The 22,133-nt window shown below is 63.3% G+C and carries 18 protein-coding genes; 13 read left to right on the top strand and 5 right to left on the bottom strand.

Features of this window, described 5'->3' with window-relative positions; all coding sequences use genetic code 11:
- Positions 1–8: 8 nt before the first annotated feature.
- The gene (locus QLG03_RS23475) at positions 9–3,101 is read left to right on the top strand and encodes an efflux RND transporter permease subunit (RefSeq protein ID WP_282473672.1); all 3,093 of its coding nucleotides are present in this window, start codon (positions 9–11) and stop codon (positions 3,099–3,101) included.
- Between the two features lie 243 nt (positions 3,102–3,344).
- Here QLG03_RS23475 and QLG03_RS23480 read toward each other — a convergent pair whose 3' ends face one another.
- Entirely contained in the window at positions 3,345–4,064 is a 720-nt protein-coding gene (locus tag QLG03_RS23480) for a phosphodiester glycosidase family protein (RefSeq protein WP_065882582.1), read from the bottom strand.
- A gap of 47 nt (positions 4,065–4,111) precedes the next feature.
- A complete protein-coding gene (locus tag QLG03_RS23485; RefSeq protein ID WP_048296974.1) occupies positions 4,112–5,227 on the bottom strand; it encodes a YbdK family carboxylate-amine ligase in 1,116 nt (371 codons plus the stop codon).
- Positions 5,228–5,553: 326 nt separating this feature from the next.
- Between QLG03_RS23485 and QLG03_RS23490 the strand changes: the two genes are divergently transcribed.
- From QLG03_RS23490 to QLG03_RS23515, 6 genes are all read left to right on the top strand, one after another.
- Positions 5,554–7,221: an ABC transporter substrate-binding protein gene (locus QLG03_RS23490; RefSeq protein WP_255988342.1), complete on the top strand. Its 1,668-nt coding sequence runs from the start codon at positions 5,554–5,556 to the stop codon at positions 7,219–7,221.
- A gap of 18 nt (positions 7,222–7,239) precedes the next feature.
- Positions 7,240–8,193 (top strand): ABC transporter permease, encoded by a 954-nt coding sequence (locus QLG03_RS23495; protein ID WP_023288740.1) that lies wholly within the window; start codon positions 7,240–7,242, stop codon positions 8,191–8,193.
- Between the two features lie 2 nt (positions 8,194–8,195).
- Positions 8,196–9,089 (top strand): ABC transporter permease, encoded by an 894-nt coding sequence (locus QLG03_RS23500; RefSeq protein ID WP_023288741.1) that lies wholly within the window; start codon positions 8,196–8,198, stop codon positions 9,087–9,089.
- Between the two features lie 3 nt (positions 9,090–9,092).
- Complete coding sequence (locus tag QLG03_RS23505) at positions 9,093–10,130, top strand: ABC transporter ATP-binding protein (RefSeq protein ID WP_064157783.1); 1,038 nt, start codon at positions 9,093–9,095, stop codon at positions 10,128–10,130.
- Positions 10,120–11,130: an ABC transporter ATP-binding protein gene (locus QLG03_RS23510; RefSeq protein ID WP_044521499.1), complete on the top strand. Its 1,011-nt coding sequence runs from the start codon at positions 10,120–10,122 to the stop codon at positions 11,128–11,130. Before QLG03_RS23505 ends, QLG03_RS23510 begins: the two co-directional genes overlap by 11 nt.
- Before the next feature lie 97 nt (positions 11,131–11,227).
- Positions 11,228–12,496, top strand: a complete 1,269-nt coding sequence (locus QLG03_RS23515; protein ID WP_255988341.1) for a Zn-dependent hydrolase — start codon at positions 11,228–11,230, stop codon at positions 12,494–12,496.
- Positions 12,497–12,530: 34 nt separating this feature from the next.
- Here the strand turns inward: QLG03_RS23515 and QLG03_RS23520 are convergent, their stop codons facing one another.
- Positions 12,531–13,439 (bottom strand): DMT family transporter, encoded by a 909-nt coding sequence (locus tag QLG03_RS23520; protein ID WP_255988530.1) that lies wholly within the window; start codon positions 13,437–13,439, stop codon positions 12,531–12,533.
- Between the two features lie 124 nt (positions 13,440–13,563).
- On the opposite strand from QLG03_RS23520, the gene QLG03_RS23525 reads away from it, so the two are divergent.
- The gene (locus QLG03_RS23525) at positions 13,564–14,898 is read left to right on the top strand and encodes a PLP-dependent aminotransferase family protein (RefSeq protein ID WP_101989645.1); all 1,335 of its coding nucleotides are present in this window, start codon (positions 13,564–13,566) and stop codon (positions 14,896–14,898) included.
- Here the strand turns inward: QLG03_RS23525 and QLG03_RS23530 are convergent.
- Entirely contained in the window at positions 14,895–16,358 is a 1,464-nt protein-coding gene (locus tag QLG03_RS23530; protein WP_255988338.1) for a PLP-dependent aminotransferase family protein, read from the bottom strand. The genes QLG03_RS23525 and QLG03_RS23530 overlap by 4 nt on opposite strands.
- Positions 16,359–16,598: 240 nt before the next feature.
- On the opposite strand from QLG03_RS23530, the gene QLG03_RS23535 reads away from it, so the two are divergent.
- From QLG03_RS23535 to QLG03_RS23550, 4 genes are read left to right on the top strand one after another with little or no spacing between them, the layout of a single operon-like run.
- Positions 16,599–17,450 carry a transporter substrate-binding domain-containing protein gene (locus tag QLG03_RS23535; protein ID WP_022631237.1) on the top strand — a complete coding sequence of 284 codons (852 nt, stop codon included), beginning with the start codon at positions 16,599–16,601 and terminating at the stop codon, positions 17,448–17,450.
- Between the two features lie 47 nt (positions 17,451–17,497).
- Positions 17,498–18,139, top strand: coding sequence for an amino acid ABC transporter permease (locus QLG03_RS23540; RefSeq protein WP_002893187.1), 642 nt, complete (start codon positions 17,498–17,500; stop codon positions 18,137–18,139).
- A 14-nt stretch (positions 18,140–18,153) separates the two neighbouring features.
- Entirely contained in the window at positions 18,154–18,819 is a 666-nt protein-coding gene (locus QLG03_RS23545) for an ABC transporter permease subunit (protein WP_048296980.1), read from the top strand.
- Positions 18,812–19,573 (top strand): amino acid ABC transporter ATP-binding protein, encoded by a 762-nt coding sequence (locus tag QLG03_RS23550; RefSeq protein ID WP_032455037.1) that lies wholly within the window; start codon positions 18,812–18,814, stop codon positions 19,571–19,573. The genes QLG03_RS23545 and QLG03_RS23550 overlap by 8 nt, the downstream gene beginning before the upstream one ends.
- A 53-nt stretch (positions 19,574–19,626) precedes the next feature.
- Here QLG03_RS23550 and QLG03_RS23555 read toward each other — a convergent pair whose 3' ends face one another.
- Positions 19,627–20,391 (bottom strand): SDR family NAD(P)-dependent oxidoreductase, encoded by a 765-nt coding sequence (locus QLG03_RS23555; RefSeq protein ID WP_023288749.1) that lies wholly within the window; start codon positions 20,389–20,391, stop codon positions 19,627–19,629.
- 180 nt (positions 20,392–20,571) lie between these two features.
- Here QLG03_RS23555 and QLG03_RS23560 point away from each other — a divergent pair, with 180 nt between their 5' ends.
- A complete protein-coding gene (locus tag QLG03_RS23560) occupies positions 20,572–21,909 on the top strand; it encodes an aspartate aminotransferase family protein (RefSeq protein WP_152843153.1) in 1,338 nt (445 codons plus the stop codon).
- The last annotated feature ends 224 nt before the right edge of the window (positions 21,910–22,133 follow it).

Below are 22,133 nucleotides of genomic sequence, written 5' to 3' on the forward strand. Positions count from 1 at the left end.
GAGAGGGGATGCTGACCTTTTTTATCCGTCGTCCGCGATTTGCGATGGTGATCGCGCTGCTGCTGACCTTTGTCGGCGCGGTATCGCTGAAGCTGATCCCGGTGGAGCAGTACCCGGCGATCACGCCCCCGGTGGTGAACGTCACCGCCAGCTGGCCGGGCGCCAGCGCGTCAGACGTGGCGGAGGCCATCGCCGCCCCGCTGGAGACCCAGCTCAACGGCGTCGATCATATGCTGTATATGGAGTCCACCAGCTCGGACGAGGGGACGTACCGCCTGAGTATCACCTTCGCGGCAGGCACCGATGCCGATCTGGCGGCGATCGACGTGCAAAACCGGGTGGCGCAGGCGCTGGCGCAGCTTCCGGCGGAAGTGCAGCAGAATGGCGTCCAGGTGCGCAAGCGCGCCAGCAACCTGCTGATGGGGGTAAGCCTTTACTCGCCGCTGGTCACGCTGTCGCCGCTGTTTGTCAGCAATTACGCCAGCACCCAGGTGCGCGAGGCGCTGGCCCGCCTGCCCGGCGTCGGCGAGGTGCAGATGTTTGGCGCCCGGGATTACAGCATGCGCATCTGGCTGCGCCCGGACCGCATGAACGCCCTCAACATCACCACGGATGACGTTGCCCAGGCGCTGCGCGAGCAGAATGTGCAGGGGGCGGCGGGGCAGGTGGGCACCCCACCGGTGTTCAACGGCCAGCAGCAGACGCTGACCATCAACGGACTGGGGCGTCTGAACGAGGCGGCCAGCTTTGGCGAGATTATCCTCCGTCGCGGCGCGCAGGGGCAGCTGGTGCGCCTCGCCGACGTGGCGACCATCGAGCTGGGCGCCCGCAGCTACAGCTCCGGCGCGCAGCTGAACGGTAAAGCGTCGGCCTATCTGGGGATCTATCCGACGCCAACCGCCAACGCCCTGCAGGTCGCCAGCGCGGTGCGCGCGGAGCTTAACCGCCTGCACACTCGCTTTCCGGCGGATCTCACCTGGGAGGTGAAGTTCGATACCACCCGCTTTGTGGCGGCGACGATCAAAGAGATCGGCGTCTCGCTGGCGCTGACCCTGCTGGCGGTGGTGGTGGTGGTGTCGCTGTTCCTGCAGAGCTGGCGGGCGACGCTGATCGTGGCCCTGGCGATCCCGGTGTCACTGATCGGCACCTTTGCGGTGCTCTATCTGCTGGGCTACAGCGCCAACACCCTCAGCCTGTTCGCGATTATTCTTGCCCTGACGATGGTGGTGGATGACGCCATTGTGGTGGTGGAGAATGTCGAAACCAAAATGGCGGAAGGACTGGATCGCCTGCAGGCCACCGCCCAGGCGCTGCGGCAGATCGCCGGGCCGGTGATCGCCACGACCCTGGTGCTGTTGGCGGTGTTTGTGCCGGTGGCGCTGCTCCTGGGGATCGTCGGCGAGCTGTATCGGCAGTTTGCCGTGACGCTCTCCACCGCGGTGGCCCTGTCGAGCCTGGTGGCGTTAACCCTGACCCCGGCCCTCTGCGCGCTGCTGCTGCGCCCGCGACCCGCCCGGCCGGCGGCAGTGTGGCGGGCGTTTAACCGTCTTCTCGACGGCACCCGCGACGGCTATGGCCGGCTGGTGGGGTGGATGAACCGCCGCCCGTGGCTGGCGCTGGCGGCGACGGTGGCGGCGGGCGCGCTGGTGGCGTTCAGCTTCACCTCGATGCCGAAAGGCTTCCTGCCGCAGGAAGATCAGGGCTACCTGTTTGCCAGTGTGCAGCTGCCGGAGGCGGCGTCGCTGGAGCGCACCGAAGCGGTGATGGCCCAGGCGCGCAAGCTGCTGACGGCTAACCCGGCGGTGGAGGATGTGATTCAGGTGTCCGGCTTTAACATTCTCAACGGCACCAGCGCCGCTAACGGCGGGTTTATCTCGGTGATGCTCAAGGACTGGCATCAGCGGCCGCCGCTGGATACGGTGATGGCGGATATTCAGCGCCAGCTGCTGTCGCTGCCGGAGGCGACGATCATGACCTTCGCGCCGCCGACCCTGCCGGGCCTGGGCAATGCCTCGGGGTTTGATCTGCGCATTCTGGCGCAGGCCGGTCAGTCGTCGGCGGAGCTGGAGCAGGTGACGCGGGAGATCCTTCAGCTGGCGAACCAGCATCCGCAGCTGAGCCGGGTATTTACCACCTGGAGCAGCAACGTGCCGCAGCTGACCCTGACGGTCGACCGCGATCGGGCGGCGCTGCTGGATGTGCCGGTGGCGCAGATCTTCAGCAGCCTGCAGACGGCGTTCGGCGGCACGCGCGCCGGCGATTTCAGTCTTAACAACCGTGTCTATCATGTGGTGATGCAAAATGAGATGCAGTGGCGCGAGCGGGCTGAGCAGATTAGCGAGCTGTACGTCCGCAGCCGCGACGGCGAGCGGGTGCGGCTGAGCAATCTGGTCACCATTACGCCGACGGTGGGGGCGCCGTTTATTCAGCAGTACAACCAGTTCCCGTCCGTGTCGGTGAGCGGTTCAGCGGCCGAGGGGGTCAGCAGCCGCACGGCGATGGCGGCCATGGAGCAGATTTTGCAGGCCCATCTGCCGCCGGGGTATGACTACGCCTGGAGCGGGATCTCCTGGCAGGAGCAGCAGACCGGCAATCAGGCGGTGTGGATCGTGCTGGCGGCGGTGGCGATGGCGTGGCTGTTCCTGGTGGCGCAGTATGAAAGCTGGACGCTGCCGGCGAGCGTCATGCTCTCGGTGCTGTTCGCCATCGGCGGAGCGCTGGTCTGGCTGTGGACGGCGGGCTATGCCAACGATGTGTATGTCCAGATAGGGCTGGTGCTGCTGATCGCCCTGGCGGCGAAGAATGCGATTCTGATCGTTGAGTTCGCCCGCAGCCGGCGCGAGGAGGGGATGTCGATAGTCGACGCCGCGCGCGAGGGCGCCACCCGCCGCTTCCGCGCGGTGATGATGACCGCGGTGTCGTTTATTATCGGCATCATGCCGATGATGCTCGCCACCGGCGCCGGGGCGCAGAGCCGGCGGATCATCGGCACCACGGTGTTCAGCGGGATGCTGGTGGCGACGATGGTTGGCATCCTGTTTATTCCTTCGCTGTATGTGCTGTTTCAGCGTATGCGCGAGTGGGCGCATCGGCGGGGGTAAGCGCGGCGCCACAACGACTACCGGGCTCTCCCCTCTCCTCTGGGGGAGAGCCGGGGTCAGGGGGAATCGGCCCCGCTGCAAGCCCGTAGTTTTCAGGGGCCATACCATAGCGAGCAGACTTTGTAGGCCCGGTAAGCGCAGCGCCACCGGGCAAGGACATCGGGCACGGCGGCAATCCCTTGCCCGGCCTGTCGTTAATTTATTCACTCTCCTGGCTGGAATGGCCGCCCCCAAACGCGCCCGCTATTTCCTCTCCACCGTTATCATGGTCACGAACGGATGATACTGCCACGGCACGCTGCCGCCTTTGCGGTACATCTTCGACAGGGTGCCGTCGAGATAAAGCATCTGCCGCACCCCAAGCTTTGACTGCGCATAGCAGGCAAAATCATAGAAGTTGGTTTCCCGATCGCTGAGCATAAACACCACCCGGCCCTGCTTATCGATGCCAACGCCGTTGCGCAGTTTGCGGGAGCTGGCGGAGGGCTTCAGCCGCCAGTTGATAGCGCCATTTTCAATCAGCATCGGGCCGGACTGCACCGCATAGCGGATGGCGGGAGAGCGTTTAAACGCCGGCAGCGGCACGATTTTCGCCCGGCCGTTCTCCACCAGGAATACGCCGCCGGGGCGGATAAAGAAGTTCCCGCCGCCGGCGGAGCGGTTTACCGGCGTCAGGCGCTTGCCGTCTTCGATATACAGCCCCAGCGGCGCGTAGGCCTTATCGTAAATGCCGCCGTTCATCGCCATCTGCACCCGGCCATCGCCATCGATACCCGCCAGCAGCGAACGCAGGGAACCCCAGGCTTTGCCGTGCCGATCCTGCCAGTACATCGCAATGCGCTCTTTCTGCGCATCCACCCGATAGCTCTGCAGGGTCAGCGTCGGGTCGGTGAGGGTACAGGCGGCGCTGGCGAGGGTGGCCAGGGGCAGCAGCGCCAGGGGGAGCAGGCAGCGTAATAACATGGGCGGTCCTTTCTATGGTCTGCGCCGAGTATACCCGCCTCGCTGCCTTATGCCGCCCAAATCTCACAGTGTTTTTGCACCAGCCCGGAAAGCGAACCGCCGTTGGCGATAAACTCGCGCATCTGCTGCGCCTCGCTGTGCGGCGATTTCGCCTGGCGAACCACCGCCTCCAGCGCCGCCGTCGCCTTCAACTGATGGGCGAAAGGAGCCAGCCGGTCGGCGAGCTGCAGGATCTCCTGGCGGATGCTGCGCTGCTCCCCGCCGCGCACATCGGTGAGAGTCCCGTCCAGCCCGTAGCGACAGGCCTGATAGCGGTTAAAAGGGTACAGCAGATAATCGTCAGGCTGGTGCTTAAAAGGACGCTCCGTCAACAGCCAGCAGGCCAGGGTCTGAATAAAGCCGGCGATGTGGATCGCCTGGGCAAGGGTCAGGGGGGTGTCCATCACCCGCACCTCGACGGTCCCAAACTGCGGGCTGGGGCGAATATCCCAGTGCAGATCCTTCATGCTGTCGATCATGCTGGTGTAGCTCAGCTGGCGGAACAGGCGACGAAACCCCTGCCAGTCGGCCACCCACGGCATCGGGCCGTTGTCGGGATAAGAGGAGAAGCGGTTGAGGCGCGAACAGGCGAAGCGGCTGTCGGTGCTGTCGAACCACGGCGAGGCGGCGTTAAGGGCGATGAAATGCGGTACAAAGCGCGACAGGCCGTGCAGCAGATAGATGGCGTCGTCGCCGCTCTGGCAGCCGACGTGCACATGCTGGCCAAAGACCGTCGCCTGCTGCGCCAGATAGCCAAAATGCTCGACGGTTTTGACATAGCGCGGATTGTCGCTGATCTGCTGGCGCTGCCAGGCATGAAAAGGGTGCGAACCGCCGCCGCAGATCTGCAGATGATGATGCAGCGCCGCGCGCTGGACCGCCTGCTGGATGGCGCTGAGCTGGGCTTGCGCATGGCTGATGTCGCGACATACCCCGGTGGCGATCTCCAGCATGCTCTCGGTGATATCGTGCTTGGCTTCTCCCACGGTCAGTTCATGCTGGACGTCGGCAATCAGAGTCGAGGCATCCTGGCTGAGGTCGTAACCCGGCGGGTTCACCACCTGCAGCTCCAGTTCGATACCGAGGGTAAACGGATCGGAGCGGTGAAAATCGGCTAAAGGCATAGTCTCTCCCGGTCGATGTGTTCTCTGAAGTATAGAAGGGATTGTTCCCGGCGGAGAATACGCCGCGGCGGGGGAGGGGGAAGCATAAAAAAGTGACGCGACGTGATTATTTAAATTTTGCGATATAGCGACTGGTGCAATTCTGCAACATATTTCCCGCTGGCGGTGCGGCAGAATAAGGTTGAATTATTTTCCCATAATTATCATGGTGATAATATAAGTCCTTCTTATTTTATCGGTCGGTTTCGGCCTATTTCCGCCCGCACCAGAGCTGGTACGCATTTTGCCTGTTAATCAGTGACACTTTATTTAACAGGGATCATGTGATGCACAAAACGACGTTATTTTCGCGTGCCGGTCGTCTCGCCGTGGCGGTGAGCGGCGCACTGGCCCTGGCGGGCGCCGCCTTACCTGCCAACGCCTCCACGCTGCGGATCGCCATGACCGCCGCGGATATTCCGTTGACCCTCGGCCAGCCGGATCAGGGCTATGAGGGCAACCGCTTTACCGGCATCCCGCTGTACGACGCGCTGGTGGAGTGGGATCTGTCGCAAGGGGAAAAGCCCAGCGGTCTGGTGCCGGGGCTGGCGACCGAGTGGCACATCGATCCGCAGAACACCCGCCGCTGGATTTTCACCCTGCGTCCGGGGGTGAAATTTCATGATGGGATCGAGGTGAACGCCGACGCCATCGTCTGGAACGTGGATAAGGTGCTCAATAAAGCAGCGCCACAGTACGCCCCGGGTCAGATCGGCAACACCCTGTCGCGGATGCCGACCCTCGCCGGCGCGGAGAAAATTGACGATCACACCGTGGCGCTGACCACCTCGGAACCGGACGCGCTGCTGCCGTACAACATCACCAACCTGTTTATTGTCTCGCCCACGGCGTGGCAGAAGCAGTATGACGCGGTGCCGGCCAGCGCGGGCGATAGCGCCGCGCGCAGCAAACAGGCGTGGACCGCCTTCGCCGCCCATGCGGTGGGCAGCGGCCCGTTCAAACTGGAGAAGCTGGTGCCGCGTCAGCAGCTGATCCTCGCGAAAAATCCCGACTACTGGAATAAAGATCGCATTCCCCGGGTGGATAAGGTGGTGCTGATCCCCTTGCCGGAGGCTAACGCCCGCACCGCGGCGCTGCTGTCGAAGCAGGTGGACTGGATTGAAGCCCCGGCGCCGGACGCCATCGATCAGATCAAGTCTCAGGGTTTTCACCTCTACGCCAACACCCAGCCGCACCTGTGGCCCTGGCAGTTCTCCTTTGAAAAAGGATCCCCGTGGCAGGACATTCGGGTGCGCAAAGCGGCCAACCTGTGTCTGAACCGCGCCGAGCTGAAGAGCTACCTCGGCGGCTATATGACCGAGGCCACCGGGGTCTACGAGGCCGACAGCCCGTGGCATGGCAAACCCACCTTCCAAATCAAATATGACCCGGACGCCGCCCGTCAGCTGATGACCGAGGCCGGATACAGCGCCGGCAAGCCGCTGCACGTCACGGTGGCGACCTCGGCTTCCGGCTCCGGGCAGATGCAGCCCTTGCCGATGAACGAGTATATCCAGCAGAGCCTGAAGAGCTGCTTCTTCAATGTGGATATCAAAGTGGTGGAATGGAACACCCTGTTCACCAACTGGCGTCTGGGCGCCCGGGATCCCTCGGCAAAAGGGATCGACGCGATCAACGTCAGCGCCGCGGTCAACGATCCCTATTTTGGCCTGATCCGCTTCTCCACCGCCAAAGCGTTTCCGCCGGTGGCGACCAACTGGGGCTACTTCTCCACCCCGGAGACGGAAAAACTGGCCGCCGCCGTCAAGCACGCCTTTACCCCGGAAGCGATGAATAAAGCCGCCGGCGAGCTGCACGCCGCGCTGGTGGATCAGGTGCCGTTCCTGTTTGTCGCCCACGACGTCGGGCCGCGCGCGATTTCGCCCGCGGTGACCGGGGTGGTGCAACCGCAGAGCTGGTTTATCGACCTCAGTCTGGTGAGCAAAAAAGAGTAATCGCGAAAGGGGCGACCGATGATCAATACGCTGCTATACCGCATTCTGCTGGCTATCCCCACCATGCTTGGGGTGGCGGTGATCTGTTTCATGCTGGTGCAGATAGCGCCTGGCGACCCGCTGGTGTCGGTAATGCCGCCGGACGCCTCGGAGGCGCTGCGCCAGACGTTGATGCAGGCCTACGGCTTTGATAAGCCGCTGCCCCTGCAGTTTATCCACTGGCTGTGGCGGGCGCTGCACGGCGACCTCGGAATGTCGGTCGCCACCGGCCGCCCGGTGATAGACGAGGTGATGACCGCGGTAAGCTACTCCCTGCGCCTGGCGCTGCTGGCGACGGCGATCGGCTTCGTCCTCGGCAGTCTGTTCGGCTTTGTCGCCGGCTATTTTCGCAACAGCGTCATTGACCGTCTGGCCTCGGTGTTGTCGGTGTTTGGCGTCAGCGTGCCGCACTACTGGCTGGGGATGCTGCTGGTGATCCTCTGCAGCGTCAAGTTCGCGCTGCTGCCGGCCACCGGCGGCGGGCCGATAGGCGAGGTGGGCTGGCAATGGGACTGGGCGCACCTGCAGTTCATGCTGCTGCCGGCTATCACGCTGTCGGTGATCCCGACCGGGATTATCGCCCGCACCGTGCGCTCGCAGGTCGCCGATATCCTCAGCCAGGAGTTCATCGTTGGCCTGCGCGCTCGCGGGCTCAACGAGTCGCGCATCTTTGTCCACGTCATGAAAAATGCCGCGCCAACCGCGCTGGCGGTGATGGGGCTGCAGGTGGGCTATCTGATGGGCGGCTCGATCCTCGTGGAGACCGTCTTCTCCTGGCCGGGAACCGGACTGCTGCTCAACACCGCCATTTTTCAGCGCGACCTGCCCCTGCTGCAGGGCACCATCTGGGTGCTGGCGCTGTTTTTCGTATTGCTCAACCTGTTGGTGGATATTCTGCAGACCACCCTCGACCCGCGCATTAAGAGGAGCTGACCATGGTGGATACGGCAACGACGAAAGCGGTCCCGGCCGCGCCGGCCAACGCTTCCCGGCAAGGTTACTGGCGCGGCGTGCTGCGCCGCCTGCTGCGCGATCCGGGCGGGGTATTCGTCGGCGCGATCATTCTCGTTCTGCTGGCCCTGGCGCTGTTCGGGCCGTGGCTTATCGTCAAAGACCCCTATCAAACGTCGATGTTCCTGCGCCTGAAGCCCATCGGCAGCGACGGCTTCCCGCTGGGCTCTGATGAGCTGGGGCGCGACATGCTGTCGCGACTGATCCTCGGCACCCGGCTGTCGCTGTTTATGGGGATTGTCCCGGTGGTGTTCGCCTTTTTTATCGGCGGCGCCATCGGGATCATCGCTGGCTACATGGGCGGCAAAATCAATACCCTGATCATGCGCACCGTGGATGTGTTCTATGCCTTTCCCTCGGTTCTGCTGGCGATTGCGCTGTCGGGGGCGCTGGGGGCGGGCATCGGCAATGCGCTGCTGTCGCTGACCCTGGTGTTTGTCCCGCAGGTGGCGCGGATTGCCGAGAGCGTGACCGCCCAGGTACGGCATATGGACTATATCGATGCCGCCCGGGCCACCGGCGCCAGCGCGTTGACCATTATCCGCGTCCAGGTGCTGGGTAACGTGCTCGGGCCGATCTTCGTCTTCTCCACCGGGCTGATTTCGGTGTGCATGATCCTCGCCTCCGGCCTGTCGTTTCTCGGCCTCGGCGTGCGGCCGCCGGAGCCCGAGTGGGGGCTGATGCTCAATACGCTGCGCACGGCAATCTATACCCAGCCGTGGGTGGCCGCCCTGCCGGGCCTGATGATTTTTATCACCTCCATTTCGTTCAATATCCTCGCGGACCGCCTGCGTGCGGCAATGGCGATTAAGGAGTAAGCGATGCAACCCTTTACCAATATCGACCTCGGCGGGCCAGCGCAGCCGCTGCTGAAAGTCAATCACCTGCTGAAGTACTTCCGCGGCGGCAAAGGCCGGGAGGTAGTCCAGGCGGTGGACGATATCAGCTTCACGGTGATGAAAGGCGAAACCCTGGGGGTGGTCGGCGAGTCGGGTTGCGGCAAATCGACCACCGCCCGGCTGCTGATGCAGCTGCTCACCCAGGACAGCGGCGAACTGATCTTCGACGGGCTGGGGGTCGGCTCGTCGCGTCTGCCGCTGAAAGCCTACCGTCGCCAGGTGCAGATGGTTTTCCAGGACAGCTATGCCTCGCTCAATCCGCGCCTGACCATGGAGGAGAGCATCGCCTTCGGCCAGCGCGTCCACGGCGTCAGCGCCAGAGAGGCCAGCGAATACGCCCGCTATCTGCTGGCGCACGTTGGCCTTGAGCCGGCGCGCTTTGCCGACCGCTATCCGCATGCGCTCTCCGGCGGCCAGCGGCAGCGGGTGAATATCGCCCGCGCGCTGGCGATGAAGCCGCGGCTGGTCATTCTTGATGAAGCGGTGTCGGCGCTGGATAAATCGGTGGAAGCTCAGGTGCTGCAGCTGCTGCAGGAGCTGAAGCGGACCCTCGAGCTGACCTATGTGTTTATCAGCCACGATCTGCACGTGGTGCGCTGGCTGTCGGATCGGATCCTCGTCATGTACCTTGGCGAAGTGGTGGAGATCGGCCCGGCGGAGCAGCTGTTTACCGCCTCCGCCCATCCCTATACCCGGGCGCTGTTAAGCTCGATGCCCTCCATGGATCCGCAAAACCGCACCCTGACCTCGCCGCTAAGCGGCGATCCCCCCAGCCCCATCGCGCCGCCGAGCGGCTGCCGCTTTCACACCCGCTGCCCGCACGCGAAGGCGGTTTGCGCCGAGGTGAAACCGCGGCTGGAGGCGGTCGGGGAGGGGCACCAGAGCGCCTGCCTGATGGCGCAGTCAGCCTCGCCCTGGCATCAGCGCATCCCCCTTAAGGAGGTCAGCCATGTCGCATAACGCCTTTGTCCATGTGCGCGACCTGCGGGTCGTCTTTCGCCGCGACGGACAGACCATCAACGCGGTCAACGGCGTCTCCTTTGACGTACAAAAGGGGGAGGTGATGGCGTTGATTGGCGAGTCGGGTTCCGGCAAGAGCGTGACCCTGCGGGCGCTGATGCGCCTGCACCCGCCGGGGAGCAGTGAGCTCTCCGGCACCCTGCGGGTGGGGGACGACGCGGTGCTGACGATGAACGCCAGCCAGCTGCGGCGCTATCGCGGCGGGCGCTGCGCGATGATTTTTCAGGAGCCGCTGCTGGCCTTCGATCCGGTCTACACCGTCGGCCAGCAGATTATAGAAGGGCTGCGCCGCCACGAAGGGCTGTCGCGCCAGGCGGCCCGGGACAGGGCGCTGGAGGCCCTGCGCCAGGTGCGCATTCCCAGCCCCGAACGGCGGCTGGAGGCTTACCCGCACGAGATGTCCGGCGGGATGCGCCAGCGGGCGATGATCGCCCTTGCGCTCTCCTGTAACCCGCAGCTGCTGCTGGCGGATGAGCCGACCACCGCCCTCGACGCCACGGTGCAAATCCAGATCCTGATCCTGCTGCGCGAGCAGCAAAAGCAGCGCGGGCTGTCGATCGTGTTTGTGACCCACGACATCGGCGCCGCGGTGGAGATTGCCGACCGGGTGGCGGTGATGTACGCCGGGCGGATCGTTGAGGAGGCCGCCATGAGCGAGATCCTGCGCCACCCGCGCCATCCTTATACCCGGGTGCTGCTGGGCAGCCGGCCGAAAGAGGGGCTCAAGAAAGGCGATGCCCTGCACTGCATTCCCGGCGCGCCGCCGGATCTGGCGCGCTTGCCCCCCGGCTGCGCCTTTGCCGAGCGCTGTCCGCACCGTCGCCCGGTCTGCGAGCAGAGCCTGCCGCCGACGGAGGCCGCAGCGGAGCGCCACACGGTGAGTTGCCACCGCTGGCGCGAGCTGGCGATTGACGCCCACGCGCAGGCCCTGGCCGTCTGACCGACGGCAACACACTCTACAGATGAAGGCCAGGCGCTGATGCCTTATTTTCCACCGCCGGTTGCGCTGGCGGCGACCTTGATGTCAGGAGACCACCATGAGCAGTGATGTACTTTTTACCCCCGCCACCGACACCACCCGCTGGCGCATCAATGGCGACCGCCTGTGGGCGTCGTTAATGGATCTTGCTCAGATCGGCGCCACGCCGAAGGGCGGCTGCCGCCGTCTGACCCTCACCGACCTCGACCGCCAGGGGCGGGACCGGGTGATTGGCTGGGCGCGGGAGGCCGGGATGAGCGTCACCATCGATAAAATCGGCAATGTGTTTATGCGCCGGGAAGGGCGCAACCCCAGCCTGCCGCCCATCGTCTCCGGCAGCCATATCGACACCCAGCCCTCCGGCGGCAAATTTGACGGCAACTACGGCGTCCTGGCGGCGCTGGAGGTGGTGCGCACGCTCAACGATCGGCAGATTGCCACCGAGGCGCCGATTGAGGTGGTGTTCTGGACCAACGAAGAGGGGTCGCGCTTCGTGCCGGTGATGATGGGCTCCGGGGTCTTTGCCGGGGTCTTCCCGCTGGAGGAGACCTGGGCCGTCACGGATAAAGAGGGCGTCAGCGTCGGCGAGGCGCTGGCGCAGATCGGCTATATCGGCGAGCAGACCCCGGGAGAGCATCCCATCGGCGCCTATTTTGAGGCGCACATTGAGCAGGGACCGATTCTCGAAGATGAAGCGAAAACCATCGGTATCGTGCAGGGCGTGCTGGGGATCCGCTGGTACGACTGCGTGGTGACCGGCCAGGCGTCGCACGCCGGACCCACGCCGATGCGCCTGCGTCAGGATGCCCTGCAGGTGGCGACCCGCATTATGCAGGAGGTGGTCGCCATTGCCGGGCGCAGCGAAGAGGGACGCGGCACCGTCGGCAGCGTGCAGGCGTGGCCCAACAGCCGCAACGTGGTGCCCGGGGAGGTCACCTTCTCCATTGATATGCGCAATCTCAGCGATGCGCTGGTGGATGAAATGGATCGCCAGCTGCGGGCGTTTATCACGGAGGTTGAACGGGAGAGCGGTCTGCAGGTGGCCCTGAAGCAGGTGAGTCACTATCCGGCGGCGCCGTTCGATAGCGAATGCCAGCAGGCCATTGCCGATGCCGCGCAGCGGCTGGGCTACCCGGCGCGACCGATTGTCTCCGGCGCCGGGCATGACGCCGTGTATATGAGCTACCTGGCGCCGACCGGGATGATTTTTATCCCCTGCAAGGACGGGATCAGCCATAACGAAATGGAGTATGCCTCGCCGGAGCACGTCGCCGCCGGGGCCAACGTGCTGCTGCAGGTGATGCTCCAGTACGCGCGGCCGGTGTAGGCGCTCATCCTCCCCGGCGGGGCGACGCGTCAGGTCAAGCGCGGCTCCCGCTCCCTGCGCCAACCCGCTGGCGGCCAAATTTGCGCGAGCCCACCACGCTCAGCACCACCCCGAGGGTGACCGCCAGCATCAAGGGGCTGACGGTTTCGTGCAACAGCGCCGCCGACAGGCCAAGCCCAAAGAACGGCTGCAATAGCTGGAGCTGGCCGACGGCGGCGATCCCGCCCGCGGCCAGCCCTTTGTACCAGAAGATAAAACCAATCAGCATGCTGAAGAGCGACACATAGCCCAGCGCGGCCCAGGAGGAGGTCGATATGGCGCGCCAGGAGGCGGGCTGAACCATCAGCGAGGCGGGGAGCATCAACGGCAGGGCTATCACCAGCGCCCAGCAAATCACCTGCCAGCCGCCGAGCTCCCGGGTCAGCTTTGCCCCTTCCGCATAGCCGAGGCCGCAGGCGATCACCGCCGCCAGCATCAGCAGATCGCCGCTGAGCGACGCCGCCGCACTTTGCGTCAGGGCGAATCCCATCACCAGCAGGCTGCCCAGCAGCGAAAAGATCCAGAAAGCCCGCCGCGGACGTTCGCCGCCGCGCAGTACGCCGAAGAGGGCGGTCATCAGCGGCAGCAGGCCAATGAACACAATCGAATGCGCCGAAGTGATGCGCTGCAGTGCCAGCGCCGTGAGCAGGGGAAAGCCGATCACCACCCCGGATGAGACGATGATCAGGGGCACAAGCTGCGCCAGGCGCGGGCGTTTCTGACGAAAGCCGACCAGCAGGGCGACGGCAAGCAGCCCTGCGATGGAGGCGCGCAGAAAGGTCAATAACAACGGATCCATATCCAGCACCGCCAGCCGCGTCGCGGGCAGCGAACCGCTGAAAATGATCACCCCCAGTAAACCATGAAGCCATCCGGACCAGGGGCCGGGCGCCGATTTATCCAGTGTTGAATCTACCACGTTAACCTCGCGTTATCTGATTGGGCTGCGCCCGCTTGAGCATCGTCAGCGGCGATGGTAATGTGGCCAATCTGATACAATCAAATTATTGTCATAGATACATTTCACGATGAAAGCCCGATACAAAGCCGTTGTCGACCGATACGCGCAGGCGATCCGCAGCGGGCAGCTGCCCGCCGGCACCCGTCTGCCGACGCACCGTACCCTGGCCGCCGAGGAACGCCTCTCGCTGGCCACCGCCACGCGCGTCTACCGTGAACTGGAGGAGATGGGGCTGGTCAGTGGCGAAACCGGGCGCGGCACCTTCGTGCGGGACCTCTCGCTGCCGCCGGGGCATGGGGTCGACCAGCAGGTGGTGGCCGCCGACGTCGTGGATCTTAACTTCAACTACCCTTCGCTGCCGGCGCAGGGCGATGCGCTGCGCGAGGCGCTCAGGCAGCTGGCGATGGCGGGCGATATTGACTCGCATCTGCGCTATCAGCCTCACGCCGGGCGGCTCGCCGAGCGGGAAATTATCGCCCGCCATTTGACCTGCCGGCACTTTGCGCCGGACGCGGAAAATGTCCTGATCGTCAACGGCGCGCAGCACGGGCTGGCGGTGACCGTTATGGGGCTGTTACGTCCGGGGGATGTGGTGGCGGTGGATGCGCTGACCTATTCGGGCTTCAAGGTGCTGGCGGCGCTCTATCATCTGGAGCTGGCGGCGATCCCCTGTCGGGCCGAAGGGCCGGACCTGCAGGCGCTTCACACGCTGTGCCAGCAGCGGCGGGTGCGGGCGGTGTATACCATGCCGACGCTGCACAATCCGCTGGGCTGGGTGCTCAACGCCGGGCAGCGGCAGGCGCTGGCCGACCTCGCGCGCCAGCACGATCTGCTGATTATCGAAGATGCCGCCTACGCCCGGCTGGTGAGCCGTCCGCCGCCGCCGGTGGTCAGCTATGCGCCGGAAAGAACGGTGTATGTCACCGGATTTTCGAAAAATATCGCCACCGGACTGCGCGTGGGGGTGGTGATTTCTCCGCCGCGCTATCGGCCGGAGATTGAGCGCGCCATCCGGGCCACGACGTGGAATACGCCGACGCTGATAAGCTCGCTGATCTGCGCCTGGATTGAAGATGGCACGGTGGCCCGCTTTGAAACGCAGAAACGACAGGATGCGCGACAGCGGCAGCAGGTGGCCCGCGAGGTGCTTTGTGGGCTTCCCGTCGTGAGTCATCCCGATTCGTACTTCGTCTGGCTGCCGCTGGGCGAAGAGAGCCGCGCCGACCGGCTGGCGAATGCGCTGATGGAACACCGTATTTCGGTGTCGACCGCCGAGCCGTTCTGCGTCTCCGCCACGATCCCCCAGGCGCTGCGCATCGCGCTCGGTTCGGTGCCTTTCGACAGCCTGCGCCCGGCGCTGCTCAACGTGCGCGATGCCGTCGAGTATGAGCAATCCCGCTAACCCATCTGCTCCAGCTGGCCGCGCAGGACTTCCACCCCCCGGGCGATGGCGTCGGGGTTAATGGCGTGGAATCCCATGCGAAAGTAGTTATCCGGCGGCGCGGCGTTGAGAAAATGGCGCGCCCCGGGCTCAATCAGCACGCCGGCGTGGGCGGCGCGCCAGGTAAGCTGCTGGGTGTTGATCTGCGCCGGGGTCTGCAGCCAGAAGGCGTTAGCGTGTTCGCTCCCCGCCAGCGCGCGGCACGACGGCAGGTAGCGCTGCAGGGCGGCGTGCAGGCGCTCCCAGCGCTGGGCGGAGTCGTAGTGGTAGCGCCGCAGATGGGTTTCATAATGGCCCTGGGCGAGGAAGTGGGCCATCTGGTACTGAATGTTGGTCGGCGGATGGCGATAGACCAGCCGGCGCAGGGCGCGCGCCTCGTCGATCAGGTCCGGGTCGGCGACCATAAACCCCAGCCGCAGCCCCGGCGACAGCGCCTTTGACAGGCTGCTGACATACACCACCCGGCCGCTGCGATCGCTGGCCTTCAGCGCCGGCAGCGGGTTTTGGGTAAAGTTACTCTCCGAGTCATAATCATCTTCAATGATCACCGCGTCATGGCGGGCGGCATGCTCCAGCAGCTGGCGGCGGCGCGCGCTGCTCATCGCCACTCCGGTGGGCACCTGGTGGCCGGGGGTGACATAGTAGTAATCGCAGGGACGCTCATTAAGCACGATCCCCTCTTCATCCACCGGGTGCGGCGCTACCTCGGCGTCGGCGAGCAGAAAGGTGTTGATGGCTTCGCGAAAGCAGGGGTTTTCGACGCCAATGCGGGTGGTGGAAGAGAGCAGCAGCCGTGTCAGCAGGTAGAGGGCGTTTTGCGAGCCCAGGGTGATGAGAATTTCGTCCGGGGCGGCGACAATGCCGCGCTTGGGCAGCACCCGGGTGCGGATCTGCTCGATGAGCATCGGCACATCCTGGTCAATATGGTCGACCACCCACGCCGGATCGCGCACCCCGCCGTGCAGCCAGTTGGCCGCCGAGCGCCAGGTGGCCAGCGGGAACTGTCGGGTATCGGGCTGGCCGTAGATAAACGGGTAGCGGTAGTGCATCCAGCCCGCCGGTTTGAGGATCGACTCCTGCTGGCTGGGGGTCATCTGCAGCCGGTCGCCCCAGCGTGGTGCAGCCGCTTCGCGCTGCGGTGCACTCTCGACCGCGGGAGCCGAAGCGTCGTGATAGTCGGGATGCAGGTAGTAACCGCTTCGCGGGCGGCTTATCAGATAGCCCTCGTTGACCAGGCTTTCGAACACCAGGGCGGTGGTATTGCGCGAGACGCGCAGCTGGCTGGCCAGCTGGCGGCAGGAGGGCAGCGGGGTGTCGGCGGCGAAGATCCCGCTGAGAATGGCATTCACCAGCGTCTCTCGCACCTGCTCCTGCAAACCGCGGCCAGGCTCAAAATCAACGTGTAACAGGTGACGGATCATACGGGGCTCCTCTGGCAATAACGCATCGCGACCACCCCATAAGCTCAGCAAATTCCATACCACCCTTCCGCCATCTGACACAGCGATGCGGCCCATCTGGCTCTATACGGAATTGCAAAACGCTCCCACATTAAAAACGCATTCAGCCGCCGCGGACCGGAACCTCCCGGCCTCTATTTTGCATAAACCTTTTCGCGTTCTGGAATGAACCCGTCTGGCCCATCCATCAGGGGTGAAATAATGAAAAAATCATTGGCATCAATGTGTCTGAGCGCTGTATTAACGGTTGCTTTTTCTTATCACGCCGTCGCGGCCGATCTGCCGGAAATAGAAAAATCCGGCACCCTGAAAGTGGCGACGGAAGATGATTATGCGCCATTTAACTTTATGAATAATGGTCAGGCCGATGGCTTTAACAAAGATATGCTTGAGGAGTTACGTAAATACGCCAAATTTCATGTCGACCAGAGCATATTACCGTGGACCGGATTATTAGCGGCCGTCTCCACCGGACAATACGATATGGCCTTGACCGGGGCGGTTATTACCGATGAGCGGCTGAAGGTCTTTGATTTCACCCCGCCGTGGGCCTCCGCGCAGCACTATTTCGTCAAACGCGCTGGCGATACCTCGCTAAACACCATTGCCGATCTCAGCGGCAAAAAAGTGGGCGTGCAGGCGGGCAGCGCGCTGCTGGCGCGTTTGCCGGAGCTGAAGGCGATGCTGGAGAAGACCGGCGGCAAGCTGGGGCCGGTGGTGGAGTACCCCTCCTATCCGGAAGCCTACGCCGACCTGGCGAATAAGCGGCTGGATTACGTGATTAACGTGGTGATCTCGGTAAACGACCTGGCGAAAGCCAAACCGAAGGTCTTCGCCAAAGGGCTGGCCGTCTCCGGACCGGGCTATATGGCGTGGCCGATCCCGAAAAACTCGCCGCAGCTGCTGGCCTATATGACCAAGTTTATGAACCACATGAAGGAGACCGGCAAGCTCGCCGAGCTGCAGAAAAAGTGGTTTGGCGAAACCTATGACAACCTGCCCACCGAGGCGATCACCAGCCCGGAACAGTTTCATAAGCTTGCCGGTCTGTAATGTTCCGCGGCGGGCGACCGCCGCCTGTTGCTGAGAAGGAGGGCCTCATGGATGCAATTTCCTGGCAGTTATTAATCGAAGGCGCATGGACGACCCTCTGGATTTCGGCCATCGCTATCGCCTTCGGGGTGGTGGCGGGGCTGCTGATCGCCCTGGTGCGGATGCTGCGCCTGCCGGTTATCGACCAGCTGCTGGTGGTCTATATCAGCCTGGCCCGCGCGACGCCGCTGGTGACGCTGGTGCTGTTTCTGTTCCTTTCCCTGCCCACGATGGGCATCAACCTCGACAAGAACGTGGCCGCCATCGTGGCGCTGACGCTTAACACCTCGGCGTTTAACGCTGAGATCTGGCGCAACGCCTTCCGCACCTTTCCGCGCGAACAGCGGGAGGCGGCGGAATCGGTGGGAATGCGCCGCTGGACCTACTTCCGCTACATCATGCTGCCGCAGATGTGGATCGAGAGCCTGCCGGCGCTGGTCAATGAGATGTCGTTTTTGATCAAAGGTAGCCCGGCGATCGCCGTGATCGGCGTGGTGGATCTCACCCGGGTGACCAACCGTATCTCCTCGGTCACCTACGAGCCGCTGTCGCCGATCCTCGCCGCCGGCCTGCTGTATGTGGCGATCATCGGCTGTTTATTGAAGCTGCAGGGGATCGCGGAACGGAAAGCCAGGCGCCTGGCGCGCTAGCAACGGGAGGTATTATGAATCAGTGGGGCGTTATCTGGTCGGTACGCGATAGCTTTATTGCCGGGTTATTCGCGACCCTCGAACTGTTTATTACCGCCGCCCTCGCGGCCCTTATTATCGGTATTGCGCTGTGTTATTTTAGCGAATATCAAAAGAAAGTCCTTAACCGGGTTATCATTGGTTTCGTCAGCCTGATGCGCGCGATCCCTTTTTTGATCCTCGCCTATCTGCTGTATTACGGACTGCCGCAGCTCGGTATAAGCATGGAGCCGTGGACCGCCGGTTTACTGGCCCTGATTATTTATCATGGCGCCTATTTCTTTGAAATATTGCGCAGCCAGCGGCGGGTATTTTCCGGCGGGTATATTGAAGCCGCCATTGCTCAGGGCTTTTCTCGCTATGCCATTTTTCGGCGGATTATTTTACCCAATATCGTCTCTTCCGCCTTACCGCTGATCGGCAATCAGCTGATTATCTGCCTGAAGGACACCGCTTTCCTGAGCATTATTACCGTTCAGGAGATCACCGCCGCCGCCAACAGCGTCCAGGCGACCTATTTTATTCCGTTTAACGCCTTTATCGTCGCCATTGGGCTTTACTGGGCGATCAGCATTCTGCTGGAGCTGCTGATTAAGCGCCTGACCGCCTGGGGAGCCAAAAGAGGAATGAGCCATGCCTGAGTCTATTGCCGTAAGCGTCAAAAACGTCTCCAAGCAGTTCGATAATGTGGAAGTCCTGCGGGATATTAACCTGACGGTGGAGAAGGGGACCGTGGTGAGTATTCTCGGCTCGTCCGGGTCGGGAAAATCCACCCTGCTGCGCTGTATGAACTGGCTGGAACAGCCGGACCGCGGCGAAATTCATATCGGCGGTCAGCGGCTGGGGATTGATGAGCAGCGCGGCCGGGCAATGTCGCACCGCCAGCTGGCAAAAATCCGCGAACGGGTGGGGATGGTGTTTCAGAGTTTTAACCTGTGGCCGCACCTGACCGTGCAGCAGAACGTCAGCGAGGCGCTGCTGCGCGTTAAGGGCATGAAACGAGACGAGGCGCAGGCCATGGCCATGCAGCAGCTGGAGAAAGTCGGCATGGCGCACAAAGCCGATGTCTACCCGATCACTCTCTCCGGCGGGCAGAAGCAGCGGGTGGCGATCGCCCGTTCGCTGGCGATGTCGCCGGAAGTTATCCTCTTTGACGAACCGACCTCGGCGCTGGATCCGGAGCTGGTGAACGAGGTGTTAGGGGTGATGAAAGCCCTTGCCGCCGAGGGCTACACCATGGTGGTGGTGACCCACGAGATGGATTTTGCCCGCCAGGTGTCCAATGAGGTGGTGTTTCTGGAGAAGGGGCTGCTGATTGAGAAGGCGCCGCCGGAGAAGTTTTTCACGCAACCTGACTCCGAACGCGTCAGGCAGTTTCTGCAAAGCAGCCGCTAGACCGGCCTGTGCCCCCTGCCGGCAGCGCCGGCAGGGGGAGCGTCGGGTTTCGCTTAATCCCGGTCGATGGCGAACGGCTGCCACGCCTGGCGCACCGGCATCACCTCCACCCGGTTAATGTTCATATGCGCCGGCAGCGTGGCGATATAAAACATCTGCTCGGCGATATCGCGCGCGCTCAGCGGCGTGGTGCCGCGATAGAGCTTATCCGATGCCGCCTGGTCGCCCTTAGTGCGCACCAGGGTAAATTCGGTCTCGGCAATCCCCGGCGCCAGATCGGTGACCCGCACGCCGGTGCCAAGCAGATCGCAGCGCAGATTATAGCTGAACTGTTTTACAAAGGCCTTGCTGGCGCCATAGACATGGCTGCCGGGATAGGGCCACTGCCCGGCGATCGAGCCGATATTGATAATGCTCGCCCCGGCGCCATGGCGGATCAGCGTCGGCAGCAGAGCGTGGGTCATCGTCACCAGACCGGTGACGTTGGTGTCGATCATCGTTTTCCAGTCCTCCAGGGCCACCTCCTGCGCCGGCAGCGGCGACAGCGCCAGCCCGGCGTTGTTGATCAGGGTGGTGATATCGGCGAAATCGGCGGGTAGCGACGCCACCGCCGCAGCCACCGCCTCGCTGTCGCGAACGTCAAGCTCAATAATATGCACCGGCACCTGGGCGGCGAGTCTGTCCTGCAAGGCCTTCAGTCGCGGATAGCGGCGCCCGCTCAACACCAGCGACCAGCCCGCATCGGCAAACACCTGCGCTGCCGCTTCGCCAAAACCCGAGGTTGCCCCGGTGATAAACACTACGTTGCTCGTTGCCATCTCATTCTCCTGTGCGGTTGTCCCTTCACTATAAAAACGCCGGACGGCAAGGCACAGGGCCAGACGACGGGCGGGGATGTGACACCGTGTCACATCGTTTTGCGCACACTGGCTCTATCCGATTTGCGCGGCCGCGGCCAATGATGAAGTCAACCACTACGACATGAGAGAGGGCAGGGTATGAAGCTGGCAATTCACAACGAGGTCGCGGTAAGCAATGACGAAGTTCGGCAATTGGATCGCGCCTATGTGTTTCATTCATGGTCGATGCAGGGCAATCTCAACCCGCTGGTCATCGCCGGGGCGCAAGGCTGCGAGCTATGGGATTATGAGGGGAACACCTGGCTCGACTTCAGCAGCCAGCTGGTGAACGTCAACATTGGCTATCAACATCCCCGGGTGCTGGCGGCCATGAAGGCGCAGCTGGAGACCCTGGTCACCATTGCGCCCGCTACCGCCAACCTTGCCCGCGGCGAAGCGGCGAAGCGCATCGTCGACCTGGCGCCGGCGGGCTTCAGCAAGGTGTTTTTCACCAACGCCGGGGCGGATGCCAATGAGAACGCGATTCGCATGGCGCGGCTGTATACCGGACGCGACAAGGTGCTGTCGGCCTATCGCTCCTACCATGGCAACACCGGCAGCGCGATCGCCGCCACCGGCGACTGGCGCCGGGTGCCGAATGAGTTTTCCCGCGGCCATGTGCACTTCTTCAATCCTTACCTTTACCGCAGCGAGTTCAACGCTGCGACCGAGGAGGAGGAGTGCCAGCGTGCGCTGGCCCATCTGCGGCGGATCATTGAATGCGAGGGGCCGACGGCTATCGCGGCGATCCTGCTGGAGTCTATCCCCGGCACCGCCGGGATCCTCGTGCCGCCGGCAGGCTATATGCAGGGCGTGCGCGCGCTGGCCGACGAGTTTGGCATCGTGCTGATCCTCGATGAGGTGATGGCCGGCTTTGGTCGTACCGGCAGCTGGTTCGCCTTCGAACAGGATGGCGTGGTGCCGGATCTGGTGACCTTTGCCAAGGGGGTTAACGCCGGCTACGTGCCGGCGGGCGGGGTGCTGATTAGCGAGCCGATTGCCCGCTATTTTGACGATCACTTCTTTGCCGGGGGGCTGACCTACTCCGGCCATCCGCTGGCGATGGCGGCGATTGTCGCCACCATCGACGCGATGAAAGAGGAGAAGGTGGTTGAGAACGCGGCCTATATCGGCAACGAGGTGCTGCGCCCCGGTCTCGAGGCGCTGGCGGAGAAGCACGCCATTATCGGCGAGGTGCGCGGTCGCGGCCTGTTCCAGGCACTGGAGCTGGTGAGCTGCCGTGAACAAAAAACGCCGTTGACCGCCGCCGACATGGCCGCGATCAAAGGGGCCCTGACCGAAGCCGGGCTGCTGGCCTTTGTGGTGGAGAACCGCATTCATGTGGTACCGCCGTGCACCATTACTGCTGAGCAGGTGGCGCAGGGGCTGGGGATTTTTGATGCGGTCTTCGCCCGCTTTGCCAGCCTGGCGAAGTAGGGGAGGGTAGCGGAAGCGACCGCCGGACGGTTCCCTTTCCCTCCGGGAGAGGGCCAGGGTGAGGGGAAGGGCTGCCGTGTGGTTTTTTATGTTATCTGTGGCTTCAGCGTAGTTTGCGCTCCCGGCTAATCGCCTGCGTTATGTCAATTCCGGGCAGATTGCGCTCCCGGTTAATTTTCTGCGTTATGTCTCTTACGGCGCAGGGAGCGCACAGGGGGCGGCCA

Source organism: Klebsiella sp. V115_8 (assembly GCF_029967715.1).
GTDB lineage: Bacteria > Pseudomonadota > Gammaproteobacteria > Enterobacterales > Enterobacteriaceae > Klebsiella > Klebsiella quasipneumoniae.